The sequence below is a fragment of the Yersinia hibernica genome, assembly GCF_004124235.1.
Taxonomy (GTDB): Bacteria; Pseudomonadota; Gammaproteobacteria; order Enterobacterales; family Enterobacteriaceae; genus Yersinia; species Yersinia hibernica.
The window spans coordinates 247,322-260,948 of record NZ_CP032487.1 but is presented as its reverse complement, the minus strand read 5'-3'; the positions used below and the strand labels follow the sequence as shown (position 1 = coordinate 260,948).

Sequence of the window (13,627 nt, the reverse complement as noted above, 5' to 3'; positions counted from 1 at the left end):
TGCAGAGCGGAAAATCCCCCCGAAACGTGGGGGGATGTGCAGTTGGTAAAAGGGGCCGGATTGCTGCAAAAGCAACCCTATAACTTGATGATTCTAATATTATTGTTATTTGACTGCGGTAGATGAACCATCCGCATGCCATTCAAAAATACCGAACTCAAACCCTTTCAAATCGCCTTTTTCATCCCAGTTCAATGGCCCCATCACTGTTTCTACCGGCTTGCCGGTTTTCAGATCTTTGACTAAATCCGCCGGTTCTTGGCTGCCACTGCGCTCCATGGCGGTAGTCAGTGATTGCAACGCCGCATAGGTCGTCCAGACGAACGGGCCCGTTGGGTCCAATTTCTTCGCTTTCAGCGCATCCACGATAGGCTGGTTAGCAGGAACCTGGTCGTAGCGTTTTGGTAATGTCACCAACATGCCCTCGGAAGCATCACCTGCGATGTTAGACAGTGAGGAGTTACCCACCCCCTCCGGCCCCATAAAGCGCGCAGTCAAGCCAGCTTGCTTAGCCTGACGCAGGATTTGGCCCATCTCTGGGTAGTAACCACCGAAATAGACAAAATCGACGTTCTCTTTCTTCAAGCGAGCAACCAGTGTGGAAAAATCTTTATCACCGGCGGTCACACCTTCAAACAGCACGGGTTCTGTGCCTTGCTTTTTCAGGCTATCACGAACAGAGCGCGCCAAACCTTCACCGTATTGCTGCTTATCATGCACGACAGCAATTCGTTTAGGTTTGATAGTTTCAAGGATATATTTTGCCGCAGTTGGGCCTTGGTCAGAATCCAGGCCGGTGGTGCGCATAATCATTTTATAACCACGGGTGGTCAGGTCAGCATTAGTCGCAGCAGGGGTGATCATAATCACGCCTTCATCTTCATAAATGTCTGAAGCAGGCTGAGTTGAAGAGGAACACAGATGGCCAATAACATAACGGATGCCATCGTTAATCACTTTGTTAGCCACCGCCACCGCTTGTTTCGGGTCGCAGGCATCATCGTATTCCACACCGACTAATTTATCGCCATTAATTCCACCTTTGGCATTGATATCAGCAATAGCCTGACGAGCACCGGTAAATTCCATGTCACCGTATTGGGCAACCGGGCCAGACATTGCGCCAACAATGGCAATTTTAATGTCTTTCGCCAGTACAGCATGGCTCATCGCCATCGCGATACACCCAGCCAGCAACACTTTACCTTTTGTTAATTTCATCCGCGAATTCCCCATCTGTCATTGTGAACGTGCTTGTTGTGTTGGTCTTAACGTTTTATAGCGCCGTAACGTTTTCTTCATAAGTAAGAATGATTTAGTCTCAAAAGTCATGCTTTTTTCTAATAAGACTTTATTTTTCATGCTATTAAACAGGAGTTTTATGCTGTAAATCAACTGAGACAAGCAGAAACAAGCGGTGTAAACAGCATAAAATTAGGATTAAATTGAATGGATTTCACACAAATGATAGTGGGTTATGCTGGTTATGTGATCATTTACTCTGTTAAAACTCGGAAAATGCAGTAGCGAAAAAACATTTTCCCCCGTGAACGTACAGAAAAACTTACACAACTCTCTGACCCGTGATCTAGTACAATAAACCACAACCCTATAACCCTTATATCTATGCGGTCTATCGACGATGAAACTGACTATTGAACGATTAACAACCCTTACTCATCAGGATGTTACCGATTTAGCGAAAATTTGGCCTGAGCAACAGCCGGCCCTCTGGCAGCAATGGATTCAAGACGGTAAACCGCTCTTTGCTGCGCGATTCAATGAGCGCTTGTTAGGGGCAGTGAAAGTTAGCGTAGATGGCCCGCAGGCCGAGCTGCAGGATTTATATGTCAGGGAAGTTACGCGCCGGCGTGGTGTGGGGCTCTATCTAATTGAAGAAACATTGCGTCAGTTAGCGCAAGTGAAACACTGGCAATTAAAAGACGATCAGGTGGCAGCTACAAACCGGGCAGCGGTGGATGGCTTCATGCGCGCCTGTGGTTTTAGCCGCGGCACTCATTGCTGGCAGCGGTGAAAATCAGAAAAGCAAAAGGGCGATATTAATATCGCCCTTTTTGTCGTATTGCAGCATCGCTAGCGCTGTATCAGGCTTCGATTGCCATACGTAATTTTTTCATCGCGTTCTTTTCAAGCTGACGAACACGTTCAGCAGATACGCCGTACTGATCAGCCAGCTCCTGCAACGTAGACTTATTGTCATCATCCAGCCAACGAGCACGAATAATATGCTGACTCCGCTCATCCAAGCCTTCCAGCGCATAAGACAATTTGTCTGCTGCGTGGTTGTCCCAATTATCCTCTTCAATGCCATCAGCAAAGTCTGAGGTTTTATCCTGTAAATACAGGACCGGGGCCATAGATTGGCCATCACGAGCTTCATCATCTGGAGATGGGTCAAAAGTCATATCCTGTGCGGACATACGTGACTCCATCTCGCGAACATCTTTACTGGTCACACCCAGTTCTTTGGCAACCAGCTCAACTTCATCCTGATTGAACCAGCCCAAACGCTGCTTAGTTTTACGCAGGTTAAAGAACAACTTACGCTGAGCTTTAGTGGTCGCGACTTTAACTATCCGCCAGTTGCGCAGAACATATTCGTGAATTTCTGCTTTGATCCAGTGTACCGCGAAGGACACCAGACGGACCCCAACTTCGGGGTTAAAACGGCGAACCGCTTTCATCAAGCCAATATTACCTTCCTGAATAAGGTCAGCCTGCGGCAAACCATACCCGGAATAGTTACGGGCAACATGAGCAACAAAGCGCAGGTGAGACAGGATTAGCTGTTTAGCCGCCTCCAGATCGCCCTGGTAATGCAGCCGTTCAGCCAGTTCCCGCTCTTCCTCTGCAGTCAGCATTGGATAGGCATTGGCAGCCCGAATATAGGCTTCCAGACTACCTTGGGGTACTAAGGCTAAAGTTTGCATTTCTTTGGTCATTCAAAACCCTCTCATTGCATGCATGTTTAGTGCAAATTCTCTCAGCGCCACTATTTTATCACCTGCATAAGCAGTTTCAAGCGCTGGGCACCCTATCATTTCACTGTGTTCTTTGACCGATTATTACCATAAAAGTTCAAACTGGATCACAGTTTCAACGGCTAATTTTAGCAGATAACGCACTGCGCGTATCTGAGGGTATTTACGGGATTAATAAGCCAGCAATGGCTCTTTCCCTGTTTTAAACTAGACACCGCAGGGAAAGAGTATAACAAACATTTTTTACTGCGGTGTAAATCGGCGTAAATGTTGCACCGTCGCCAGCCAAGCAGCAATCCAACCTATCATGGCAGAGATCAACACCAATAGCAGGCACTCATCCCAGCTTAAGCCATGTAGTACAAAGCTTGTTCCGAATACTGTGGCAACCTGCGTAACAACCGACCCGAGCTTCCATACCAATGCTTCAGAGAGTATCAGTGATAACACCGCACCACCAAAACCGAGCATCGCGCCACCATTCAAGAATGGCCGCAGGATAAACCCATCAGTCGCTCCAATCAGTTTCATGACATTGATAGTATCCCGGCGGCTGAAGATACTCAGACGCACACTGTTACCAATGACCAGGAATACGGCCACCACCATCAACACGCCAATCATCGCCGCAACTTGCCCGACTAACCCAGTCAATGCCGCCAAACGCGCAAACCAGCTGTCATCCATACGAACTTCAGCGACCCCTTCGACCTTACTAACTCGGTCACGCAAGGTATCGAGCGTACCTGAGCTTTGGAAATCTAATTTAGGCGTAATAATGGCAACCGCTGGCAGTGGGTTTTCTTCCAGCATATCCAAAGCGCCGCCAAAACCAGACCAGTTACGAAACTCACCCATCGCTTCTTCTCGCGACAGATAATTAACTTTCTCAACACCGGCTTCTGTTTTCAGTGCGGTCACGACATTTTCCGCCGCGTTATCATCCAGCGCTTTATCCAGATAAACCGTCAATTGCGGGGTTGGATACCATTGATCCGCCGCCTGACTGACGTTTTTCCACACGATATAACACACACTTGGCAGTGTCAGTGAGATGGCAATCACCATCACTGTAAGTAGTGTCGCTAGTGGCTGGCGCATCATATCGGCAATCGCATTAACCCACGAATAGCGCCACTGCTCGCGCCAACCGCCTTTCAACGCCTTGGTTTTTGCTTTCTGCGCACTATTATTCGCCATGATGCGCTCCTGACATCCGCCCCTGACTTAACGTCAGAATCGGGTAGCGCCGCCGGGCAATCAACGACGTATCATGGGTGGCCATTAACACGGTAACACCCACACGATTAAACTCTTCGAATAGACGCAAAATGCCCTCAGAGAGTGCATCATCCAGGTTACCGGTCGGTTCATCGGCCAGTAAGACCGCAGGCTTATTTACCACCGCCCGCGCAATCCCAACACGCTGTTGCTCGCCGCCGGAGAGCTGAATAGGAAAGTTTTTCGCTTTATCCAACAGCCCCACTTTATCTAAAGCCGCTGACACCCTGCGGCGAATATCTTCGCTGCTGGCACCGGCGATAATCAATGGCATGGCAACATTGTCATATACCGTTCTGTCCAACAGCAGGTGGTGATCTTGAAAGATCATCCCGATCTGGCGGCGCAAGAAAGGGACTTCGCGGTTTTTCAGGCGACTGATGTCATGCCCACCAAACCAGATATGGCCGGCACTGGGGCGCTCGATACCACAAATCAGTTTTAGCAGCGTACTTTTCCCTGCACCAGAATGGCCGGTCAAAAACGCCATTTCTGCCGGGCGCAGATGAAAATCTACCCCTTGCAGCGCCTGTCGGCCGCCCAGATAAGCTTTACTGACCTGTTCAAAGCGAATCATCCGTATTAATCCTCTCGGGCAAAAAGAGCCTCAATAAAATCGTCAGCCTTAAATGGCCGTAAATCCTCTATACCTTCCCCAACACCGATATAACGGATTGGGATACCGAATTGATCCGCGATGGCAAAAATTACCCCGCCCTTGGCGGTGCCATCGAGTTTAGTTAGGGTAATTCCGGTCAGACCCACTGCTTCATTAAACAGTTTCGCCTGACTAACCGCATTTTGTCCGGTACTGGCATCCAACGTCAGCATAACCTCATGGGGGGCATCGCCGTCCAGTTTTTTCATCACGCGGACAATCTTCTTCAGTTCTTCCATCAGATGGGCTTTATTTTGCAGACGCCCCGCGGTATCAGCCAAGAGCACATCAATACCACGAGCTTTAGCCGCTTGAATTGCATCGAAAATGACAGATGCTGAATCCGCACCGGTATGCTGTGCAACAACCGCAATCTTGTTGCGATCACCCCAAACTTGTAGCTGTTCTACTGCTGCGGCGCGGAAAGTATCCCCCGCAGCCAGCATGACGGATTTCCCCTCAGCCTGGAATTGGCGTGCCAACTTGCCGATGGTCGTCGTTTTACCTACGCCATTCACGCCAACCATCAAAATAACAAATGGATTCTTACCACTGACATCTAATGGTTTGTCCACTTGAGACAAAATTTCAGACATTTCCTCTTTGAGCTTGCCATACAACGCTTCGGCATCTTTTAGCTGCTTACGGCTGGCGTGTTCGGTCAAAGAGGTAATGATTTTTCGAGTAGTTTCGACGCCAACATCGGCAATCAGAAGCTGTTCTTCTAGCTCATCAAACAAATCGTCGTCGATTTTCTTGCCACGAAATAGCCCCATAAAACCGGAGCCAAGATTCTGTTTGGTTTTAACTAAACTGCGTTTTAATCGCGCAAAAAAACCTTCTTTGGTGGGCCGCTCTTGCTCTTGAGCCACAGCCACCACGATTTGTTCTTCAACTTCAATTTCTTCTTCTACAACAGCAAGTTCCTCAATGGCCTCGACCTGAGGTTGTGCCGCAATCGCGGGTGGTTCTGGAATATCAATAACCACATTGTCTTCGGTCAACGGCAATTCTGGCGCGCTGACGATGCTGTCATCCCATAAGTCAATATTGTCTTTATCACTCTGGTCTTGCGAGAAGTGATGCTGTAAATATTGGCTATTTTCAGAGAAATCGCGAGGTTCTTCAATCAGCTGCGCAGTAGATTCAGCCTCAACTTCCGGCAGAGTTTCGGCTACGGCTTCGCTAATCGCGGCGCTATCCCATTCGCCAGGGGCCAAGGTAGAACGCTCGGCCATGGGCTCGTGCTCTTCTGCCCCAACAGCTGTATCTTCTGGCACTATTGCAGCCGTTTTTTCGCTGATAGCCTGCTCGTCTACAGCATGTTCAGCTACATCGTCTCTCTCAGTAGCCAATGGCTCTGCTGTGTGTTCTTCATTCTGGCGGCCTAAACCCAGCCAGGAAAGAAATCCACGTTTTTTCTCTTTTGCCATTTTTGGACTCTAATTACTTTGGGTTTGCACAAATAAGATAATAGCTCGCAAGTCTATCACTTTCCCCTGAACAGCAACACGCACACTATGCTGCTTTCTATTGTGAATTCAATCAACAAAGGTTTAACGTTTCCCCCACACAGCACACATAGGTAGAATAAGGACTCACTTTTTTATTCAGTGCTGTAATACTGGCCAATTTTCAAACAAAGCGATCTATGGCAAAGCGACCTATAGCAAAAGCAAAACAAGCGACACAAGCATCAGCAGGGCAAATCCGGATCATTGGGGGTAAATGGCGCGGACGCAAATTACCAGTACCGGATAGCCCAGGGCTGCGCCCTACCACTGATCGGGTCAGGGAGACATTGTTCAACTGGCTTGCGCCAATGATTCAAGGTGCCCGATGCCTAGATTGCTTTGCAGGCAGCGGGGCCTTGGGGCTGGAGGCGCTATCCCGCTATGCGGGTGAAGCCACTCTGTTAGAAGCTGACAGGCATGTTGCTAAGCAACTGAGCAGCAATCTGGCATTATTGCATGCCGACAATGGGCAAGTGGTCAACACCAATTCTTTACAATGGCTAGCACAGCCGGGTCAGCCTTTCGATCTGGTATTCCTTGACCCTCCTTTCCGTAAAGGTCTACTGACTGACACTATCAATTTATTGGAGCAATTCAACTGGCTAACAGCCGATGCCTGGATTTATGTGGAAGCTGAAGCTGAGAGTACCGCCGCTGATGTGCCCGCCAGTTGGCAGTTACATCGAGAAAAAATTGCCGGGCAGGTTGCCTACCGCCTCTATATTCGTCGTCAAGATACCCCCCAAGAGCGGATATCAATTGAAGAACAGGAGCAACACCATGTGGATTAATCTCGGCCGGCTATTGATGCTAGGAGTATGGTTTTTCTTATTGCTGAATCTGTTCCAGCCGTTCCCTAAGCCTTTGAAATATTTTATTGATGTCGCGATGATCTTCATGGTCTTGATGCATGGCTTACAACTGATATTACTTAAATCCACCCAGCCCAAAGACCAGCCGATCAGTGGCTTACAACAATTGAAAATTTTTATATTCGGCGTTTTCGAATTATTGGCCTGGCAAAAGAAGCAACCACCGCTACCTAAGAAGTAATAGTGGCCGGTATGTCCTGCATGTTGTCATCCAGTGGGCATATCATGCCAGCTGACTATTTATTTGGCGACGAAATAGGAGTAAAGCCAATATAGCGGGTTCCCTGTAAACGTAGAGTGCCCTTTACGCCTTGCTCTATTCGGTTATATTCCTGCTGTGGCAGTACCATTTTGATGTTACTGCCCTTGCTTACCTCAATCCCACTCAGTAGTGGCCGGAAATAAACTTCATAGCGCTTCTCTTCAGCAACAATCTCTTCACGTTGACGTGAACGGCGATTCGGCGCTAATACTTCACGTTTATCAACCACTTCAACTTGTAAACTGCGCACGGGTGAACGGTCATTTTCTGCATCTTGCCGCTTCTTTTGCCAGTATTGGCGAGTGGCTAGCACCACAATGAGTACCACTACAGCAATAAGTAATAACGGAAGTTTATTCATAATAATCTTACCCATTCAATCTCACTCATAAGAGAGATTTATGGTTTATTACCCGGCAGATAAGGGAAACTCATCACGTTACTGCCCAGTTCGGAAATGCGGGCGCTGCCCTTTTCAGTCACCGCGTCAATGCGAATCACTGAATGGAGGGGGATATAGCTGCGGTTAACACCGGAAAATTCTGTCTTTAACTTTTCAGTTGAGGGGTCGACTAACAAGGTCGATTGGCTATCAAAGACAAAATCAGCAATTTCAATAAACCCAAATAAAGTGCTTGGGCCGACCTCGCGGACGTAGAGCTGATAATTCTTACCATTATTTATAAACTGAATGCGATAAAGCAATTGTTCATTGGCCATATGCTATTGCCTCTATCCCTTGATTTAACCGGCGTTAACATAACATGTGGGCCAGACAAGACCAAGACTTCAGCAGCGCTATCCCTCCGCTAACTCTGATTATGCGCAGTGCTACGCATTAAGTGGTACAAATTATGCAAATCACTGTAGTGCTGCTATCACTCTTGGCTTGCATCCCTTACACTTAATTGATGTATGCTCAGAGTCATTGGCGTTGCGGATTATCATTACAACACAGGGACTTTCATTCAAACCTGTATAGAAAAAAGGATAAATAATGAGCTGGCCATTCCTTGCCGTATTCTTTTCTGGTTGGTTGTTTGTCGATGCAACTTACCGGGGCCCACGTTGGCAACGTTGGGTATTCAAGCCTGTCACTCTGTTACTCTTGCTTTTACTCGCATGGCAAGCGCCTATCCTTGGCCCTGCGGGCTATTTGATTGTTTTGGGTCTGCTGGCAACACTGGTTGCCGATGCCTTATTACTGCTACCCAGTGAGCGCTTACTTTATGCTCTAGGGGCATTCTTCCTCTCACATTTACTGTATACCATCAGTTTTGCCAGCCAGATGACATTCACTCTGTTCTGGCCGCTCCCTCTGGTGCTTATTATCGTGGGTGCATTACTGTTAGCCACCATTTGGACCCGGCTGGAAGAAATGCGCTGGCCCGTGGTTGCATTCATCGGCATGACCTTGCTCATGGTGTGGATGGCAGGCGAACAATACTTTGCTCGTAGCACTGACCTGAGTTTCTCATTGCTGACAGGGACGGTGTTATTGTTGATATCCCATGCTATCTGGCTGCTAAACCGCTATCGTTTTTCTTTCCGCGCCTCAGATGCCATTGTCGCGGGATGCTACTTTGTTGGGCATTTCCTGATTGTCAGGTCACTATATTTATAATTAACCCATTGCGACGAAACAGTATTTTTCGTCGTCATATGGCCTTACGGTTCCAAGGATGGGGCCGGTGCGCCACACAAAATGTGTTCCTTGCCAGTATATTCCTCTCTTGGCATCACCTCGTTTAGTAATTATTCTCATTTACCCTCTTGACTCTGGAGTTGACTCCAAGGTGTAGAGTGCAGCCATACCTACTCAATCCTGCCTATCTTTTACATTCTGTCCAGGAGGCACTATGCATTCACATACCGAACATCAACATTCAGCAGATGCACACCGTCACTGTGGCTGTGGCCATACCCATGCGGCAAAACAAACCGGTTGCAGCAGCCAACAAGCCGCCAGCGCCAGCAACGACGGTACAGTTTCAGTGAGTGAGCATTCACATCATGAAGCATGCTGCAGTCAGAGCCTCACTGATGAGGGGGACGAAGAAAGCGACAGGCTGGCTAGCCAGCTACCTTCTGGTAGTCAGCGTTTTAGTTGGCAAGTTAAGGGGATGGATTGCCCAAGTTGTGCCCGTAAAATTGAAAATGCCGTCAGTAACCTCGCCGGTATTGAAAAGGTAAAAGTTCTCTTTGCTACAGAAAAACTGGTTGTCGATGCCCAGTCAGACATTCGCCCCCAAGTGCAGCAGGCGGTTATCCAAGCAGGGTTCAGTTTGGTCGACACCCAATCTCCCGCAGCCAGCAAAACCACCGCGCCAGAATCACGCTATCGTCAATACTTACCCATTGCATTATTAACCACGCTAATGCTCATCAGTTGGGGAATCTCTTTATTTAGCCGCGAACTGAGCGAATTCGCCTTTACCGCGACGACGATTGTCGGGTTGATCCCGATTGCAACCAAAGCTTGGAAATTTATTCGTTCCGGTACCCCCTTCGCGATTGAAACATTGATGAGTGTCGCGGCTATCGGAGCAATGTTTATTGGTGCCACGGCCGAAGCGGCCATGGTATTGCTGCTATTTATGATTGGTGAACTCCTCGAATCTTATGCGGCAAACCGCGCTCGTCGTGGTGTGACAGCGCTGATGGCGTTAGTTCCGGAAGAAGCATTGCTGATAAAAAATGGTGAACGCAAACAAGTTGCGGTTTCCAGCTTACGCCCTGGCGATATCATTGAAATCTCACCAGGGGGCCGGCTGCCGGCTGATGCTGAGTTAATGACTCCTTTTGCCAGTTTTGATGAAAGCGCCCTCACTGGTGAATCCATCCCAGTTGAACGTCTGAAAGGTGAAAAAGTTGCCGCCGGGAGCTTATCGGTCGACCGGGCCACTGAAATGCGGGTTATTTCAGAACCGGGGAATAATGCCATTGACCGCATTCTGCAACTCATTGAATTAGCGGAAGAACGCCGCGCACCGATTGAGCGCTTCATTGACCGTTTCAGCCGCATTTATACACCGGCCATTATGTTTCTCTCAGCGCTGGTGATGCTGGTTCCGCCTTTGGCTTTCGCCGAACCTTGGGAAAGCTGGATTTACCGGGGCCTGACATTGCTACTGATTGGCTGCCCATGCGCGTTGGTCATTTCGACCCCAGCGGCGATCACCTCGGCCCTGGCTGCGGCAACACGCCGTGGAGCACTCATTAAAGGAGGAGCGGCGCTAGAGCAATTGGGGCGCATTCAAACCGTGGCCTTTGACAAAACCGGGACATTGACCGAGGGGAAACCGCAAGTCACTGATATCGTGCCCATAGTTGGTGTAAGTGAAACCCGCCTGCTCGCACTGGCGGCGGCGGTTGAAGCCGGCTCGCACCATCCATTGGCCATGGCTATTGTGCAACGTGCGCAACAAAATATCACGCTGTTGCCACTCGCCGAAGAGCGGCGTGCGCTGGCCGGCATTGGGGTGGAGGGCCAGGTTAACGGGCTGATTATTCGAGTCAGTGCACCCAGTAAAATATCACCGACATTATTGACTGCAGAGTGGTTGGCGCAGCTTGATGAACTGGAAAGTAGTGGTAAAACTGCCGTCGCGGTGCTGGAGAATGAGAAATTTATTGGTTTGGTGGCGCTGCGTGACACGTTACGCACCGATGCCAAACAAGCCATTGACTCACTAAAAAACATCGGAATTCAGGGTGTTATGCTAACCGGTGATAACCCCAGAGCCGCCGCCGCCATTGCCAACGAGCTAGGGATTGATTACCGAGCGGGGTTACTGCCAGCCGATAAAGTTCAGGCCGTTATGGCGCTGAATGCCAGCCACCCGACGGTGATGGTCGGGGACGGTATCAATGATGCCCCGGCGATGAAAGCCGCCAGTATCGGTATTGCTATGGGCAGTGGCACGGATGTTGCTTTGGAAACCGCCGATGCCGCACTGACCCATAACCGGCTTACCGGGCTGGCTGAAATCATCCTGTTATCACGGGCGGCCAACGCCAATATTCGCCAAAATATTACTATCGCACTGGGGCTAAAAGGGATTTTCCTGGTGACCACCTTGCTCGGTTTAACCGGTTTGTGGCTGGCAGTATTAGCGGACTCAGGGGCTACAGCATTAGTGACAGCAAATGCGCTGAGACTATTGCGCAAAAGAGATATTTAATCATCTGGGCAAAGCGGCCAGTTACTGCGCTTTTGCCCCTTTCTTCACCAAGTAGCGATATGGCGTCTGTTGGGTATCTTGCGCCAACAACTGGTGCTCCATAAAACGGCAAAAACCGGGGATATCGCGAGTTGTGGCCGGATCATCAGCAATGATGAGCAGGGTTTGACCGTCTTCCATATGCCGGACGGTTTTACGCACCATCATCACGGGCTCCGGGCAACGTAAGCCCAGTGCATCCAGTGTTTTATCCGGGTTGGCAAAAATATCGGTCATTGCAGTTCTCTTGTGTGTCAGTAAACAGGTTAATCGCCATATAAGTGTCAGCAGGCTTATGCAGCAGGATAGTTTACTCCGCCGGTTTTAAGGTGCAAGTGGCACAATAATTTCCGTGGATAAGCCATCGTTTGCGCTAAAATTAACCATTGCATTCGTTGCGCAAACGCGTATTATGCCGCCGCGTCGCAAAATTGCGGCACATTTTGTTTGGGTTCCCTCACCCCAATAACCAAAAAGGTCACATTTATGTTTTCGTTTACTGCTCAACAGCGGATGACCGCGTTGGTATGGCTGTCGCTATTCCATATTGTCATCATTACCTCCAGCAACTATTTGGTGCAATTACCGATAGCTATTTTCGGTTTTCATACCACCTGGGGGGCTTTTACCTTTCCATTTATCTTCTTAGCCACCGACCTGACCGTGCGGATTTTTGGTGCCCCTTTGGCGCGCAGAATTATTTTGTCCGTCATGGTGCCTGCTTTGCTTATTTCGTATCTCATTTCTGCCCTGTTTTATCAGGGAAGCTGGCAAGGATTTCCGGCATTGACCAGCTTTAATGTAGTCGTGGCGCGCATCGCAGTGGCCAGTTTTATGGCATATGTGCTTGGACAAATCCTTGATGTTCAAGTATTTAACCGCCTTCGTCAGCGCAGTGCCTGGTGGGTTGCCCCAACCGCGGCAATGTTCTTTGGCAATATCAGTGACACCATGGCGTTCTTCTTTATTGCCTTTTACCGCAGTTCCGACCCTTTTATGGCGGCAAACTGGGTGGAAATCGCCTTGGTGGATTATAGCTTCAAGTTATTGATCTGCATGTTATTCTTCTTGCCAGCTTATGGCGTGATGCTCAACATGTTACTGAAGTATTTTGCTAAAAAAACCCGTCAGCAGGCACTCTCTCAGATGAATCCTGCTGAACAATAGATTGCTTTTGGCGTCTGAATAAGGTGCGATAAGACGATTAATCATCAATAAGGGATTCCCATGCATAAAATAACCAAATTTCTCGCCGTCGGCCTGTTGGTTGCAGGATTAAGTGCCTGTGATGGTGGCAATGATAAGAATGTCGGCCAGCCAGTCAGCCTGTTGGAGGGTAAAGTCGCGTTTAGTTTGCCTGCTGACTTATCTGACCAAAGCGGGAAAATGGGTAATCAAGCTAACAATATGCACGTTTACGCCAACAAAACTGGCGATAAAGCGGTTATCGTGATTTTAGGTGATAAGAGCAATGAAGCCTTGGATGTGCTCACTGAGCGCCTGGCCGAGCAGCAACGCACCCGTGATGCCAACCTACAAGTCGTGACGAACAAAGCCATTAAGGTCGATGGGCATCCTTTCCAGCAATTGGACAGTATTATTACCAGCGGTGGCCAGAAAGCTTATTCTTCTGTGTTAATGGGAAATGTTGATAACAGACTGATAACCATACAAATTACTCTGCCAGCTGAGAATCAGCAGCAAGCGCAAACAGAAGCTGAGTCTATTATCAGCACCTTGAAATTAAATTCACCATCAGTCCCGTAAGTCTGGGGGCTTGTTCAATAGGGCGCGGGGCAACCGCGCTCTATCTTT

At 48.7% G+C, this 13,627-nt stretch carries 15 protein-coding genes; 7 read left to right on the top strand and 8 right to left on the bottom strand.

The window, feature by feature from the left end; genetic code table 11:
• Positions 1 to 105: 105 nt before the first annotated feature.
• Positions 106 to 1,221: a branched-chain amino acid ABC transporter substrate-binding protein gene (locus D5F51_RS01220; protein ID WP_025379879.1), complete on the bottom strand. Its 1,116-nt coding sequence runs from the start codon at positions 1,219 to 1,221 to the stop codon at positions 106 to 108.
• A gap of 421 nt (positions 1,222 to 1,642) precedes the next feature.
• On the opposite strand from D5F51_RS01220, the gene panM reads away from it, so the two are divergent.
• Positions 1,643 to 2,035 carry an aspartate 1-decarboxylase autocleavage activator PanM gene (gene panM / locus D5F51_RS01215; RefSeq protein ID WP_025379880.1) on the top strand — a complete coding sequence of 131 codons (393 nt, stop codon included), beginning with the start codon at positions 1,643 to 1,645 and terminating at the stop codon, positions 2,033 to 2,035.
• A 70-nt stretch (positions 2,036 to 2,105) separates the two neighbouring features.
• On the opposite strand, the gene rpoH is transcribed toward panM, so the two are convergent.
• The 4 genes from rpoH to ftsY all read right to left on the bottom strand — a co-directional run bounded on the left by rpoH (position 2,106) and on the right by ftsY (position 6,374).
• Positions 2,106 to 2,963: an RNA polymerase sigma factor RpoH gene (gene rpoH, locus D5F51_RS01210; RefSeq protein WP_025379881.1), complete on the bottom strand. Its 858-nt coding sequence runs from the start codon at positions 2,961 to 2,963 to the stop codon at positions 2,106 to 2,108.
• Between the two features lie 282 nt (positions 2,964 to 3,245).
• On the bottom strand, positions 3,246 to 4,202 hold the full coding sequence (gene ftsX, locus D5F51_RS01205; protein WP_129195384.1) for a permease-like cell division protein FtsX: 957 nt from the start codon (positions 4,200 to 4,202) through the stop codon (positions 3,246 to 3,248).
• Positions 4,192 to 4,860 carry a cell division ATP-binding protein FtsE gene (gene ftsE, locus D5F51_RS01200; protein ID WP_002211504.1) on the bottom strand — a complete coding sequence of 223 codons (669 nt, stop codon included), beginning with the start codon at positions 4,858 to 4,860 and terminating at the stop codon, positions 4,192 to 4,194. Before ftsE ends, ftsX begins: the two co-directional genes overlap by 11 nt.
• A gap of 5 nt (positions 4,861 to 4,865) precedes the next feature.
• Positions 4,866 to 6,374, bottom strand: a complete 1,509-nt coding sequence (ftsY, locus tag D5F51_RS01195; protein WP_129195383.1) for a signal recognition particle-docking protein FtsY — start codon at positions 6,372 to 6,374, stop codon at positions 4,866 to 4,868.
• Positions 6,375 to 6,592: 218 nt separating this feature from the next.
• On the opposite strand from ftsY, the gene rsmD reads away from it, so the two are divergent.
• Positions 6,593 to 7,246, top strand: a complete 654-nt coding sequence (rsmD, locus tag D5F51_RS01190) for a 16S rRNA (guanine(966)-N(2))-methyltransferase (RefSeq protein WP_129195382.1) — start codon at positions 6,593 to 6,595, stop codon at positions 7,244 to 7,246.
• Positions 7,236 to 7,508 (top strand): DUF1145 family protein, encoded by a 273-nt coding sequence (locus D5F51_RS01185; RefSeq protein WP_025379885.1) that lies wholly within the window; start codon positions 7,236 to 7,238, stop codon positions 7,506 to 7,508. The genes rsmD and D5F51_RS01185 overlap by 11 nt, the downstream gene beginning before the upstream one ends.
• Positions 7,509 to 7,563: 55 nt before the next feature.
• Here the strand turns inward: D5F51_RS01185 and D5F51_RS01180 are convergent, their stop codons facing one another.
• Positions 7,564 to 7,950, bottom strand: a complete 387-nt coding sequence (locus D5F51_RS01180) for a DUF2500 domain-containing protein (RefSeq protein WP_129195381.1) — start codon at positions 7,948 to 7,950, stop codon at positions 7,564 to 7,566.
• Positions 7,951 to 7,988: 38 nt separating this feature from the next.
• Positions 7,989 to 8,309 (bottom strand): DUF1820 family protein, encoded by a 321-nt coding sequence (locus D5F51_RS01175; protein ID WP_004710182.1) that lies wholly within the window; start codon positions 8,307 to 8,309, stop codon positions 7,989 to 7,991.
• 277 nt (positions 8,310 to 8,586) lie between these two features.
• On the opposite strand from D5F51_RS01175, the gene D5F51_RS01170 reads away from it, so the two are divergent.
• Together D5F51_RS01170 and D5F51_RS01165 are read left to right on the top strand one after the other, a co-directional pair.
• Positions 8,587 to 9,213 (top strand): lysoplasmalogenase, encoded by a 627-nt coding sequence (locus tag D5F51_RS01170; RefSeq protein WP_129195380.1) that lies wholly within the window; start codon positions 8,587 to 8,589, stop codon positions 9,211 to 9,213.
• A 235-nt stretch (positions 9,214 to 9,448) separates the two neighbouring features.
• Positions 9,449 to 11,773 carry a zinc/cadmium/mercury/lead-transporting ATPase gene (locus D5F51_RS01165; protein ID WP_129195379.1) on the top strand — a complete coding sequence of 775 codons (2,325 nt, stop codon included), beginning with the start codon at positions 9,449 to 9,451 and terminating at the stop codon, positions 11,771 to 11,773.
• A 21-nt stretch (positions 11,774 to 11,794) separates the two neighbouring features.
• On the opposite strand, the gene tusA is transcribed toward D5F51_RS01165, so the two are convergent.
• The gene (gene tusA / locus D5F51_RS01160) at positions 11,795 to 12,049 is read right to left on the bottom strand and encodes a sulfurtransferase TusA (protein ID WP_025379889.1); all 255 of its coding nucleotides are present in this window, start codon (positions 12,047 to 12,049) and stop codon (positions 11,795 to 11,797) included.
• Positions 12,050 to 12,298: 249 nt separating this feature from the next.
• On the opposite strand from tusA, the gene D5F51_RS01155 reads away from it, so the two are divergent.
• Both D5F51_RS01155 and D5F51_RS01150 read left to right on the top strand, forming a co-directional pair.
• Positions 12,299 to 12,979, top strand: coding sequence for a 7-cyano-7-deazaguanine/7-aminomethyl-7-deazaguanine transporter (locus D5F51_RS01155; protein WP_025379890.1), 681 nt, complete (start codon positions 12,299 to 12,301; stop codon positions 12,977 to 12,979).
• A gap of 60 nt (positions 12,980 to 13,039) precedes the next feature.
• Positions 13,040 to 13,579 (top strand): DcrB family lipoprotein, encoded by a 540-nt coding sequence (locus D5F51_RS01150; RefSeq protein ID WP_025379891.1) that lies wholly within the window; start codon positions 13,040 to 13,042, stop codon positions 13,577 to 13,579.
• Positions 13,580 to 13,627: the final 48 nt, after the last annotated feature.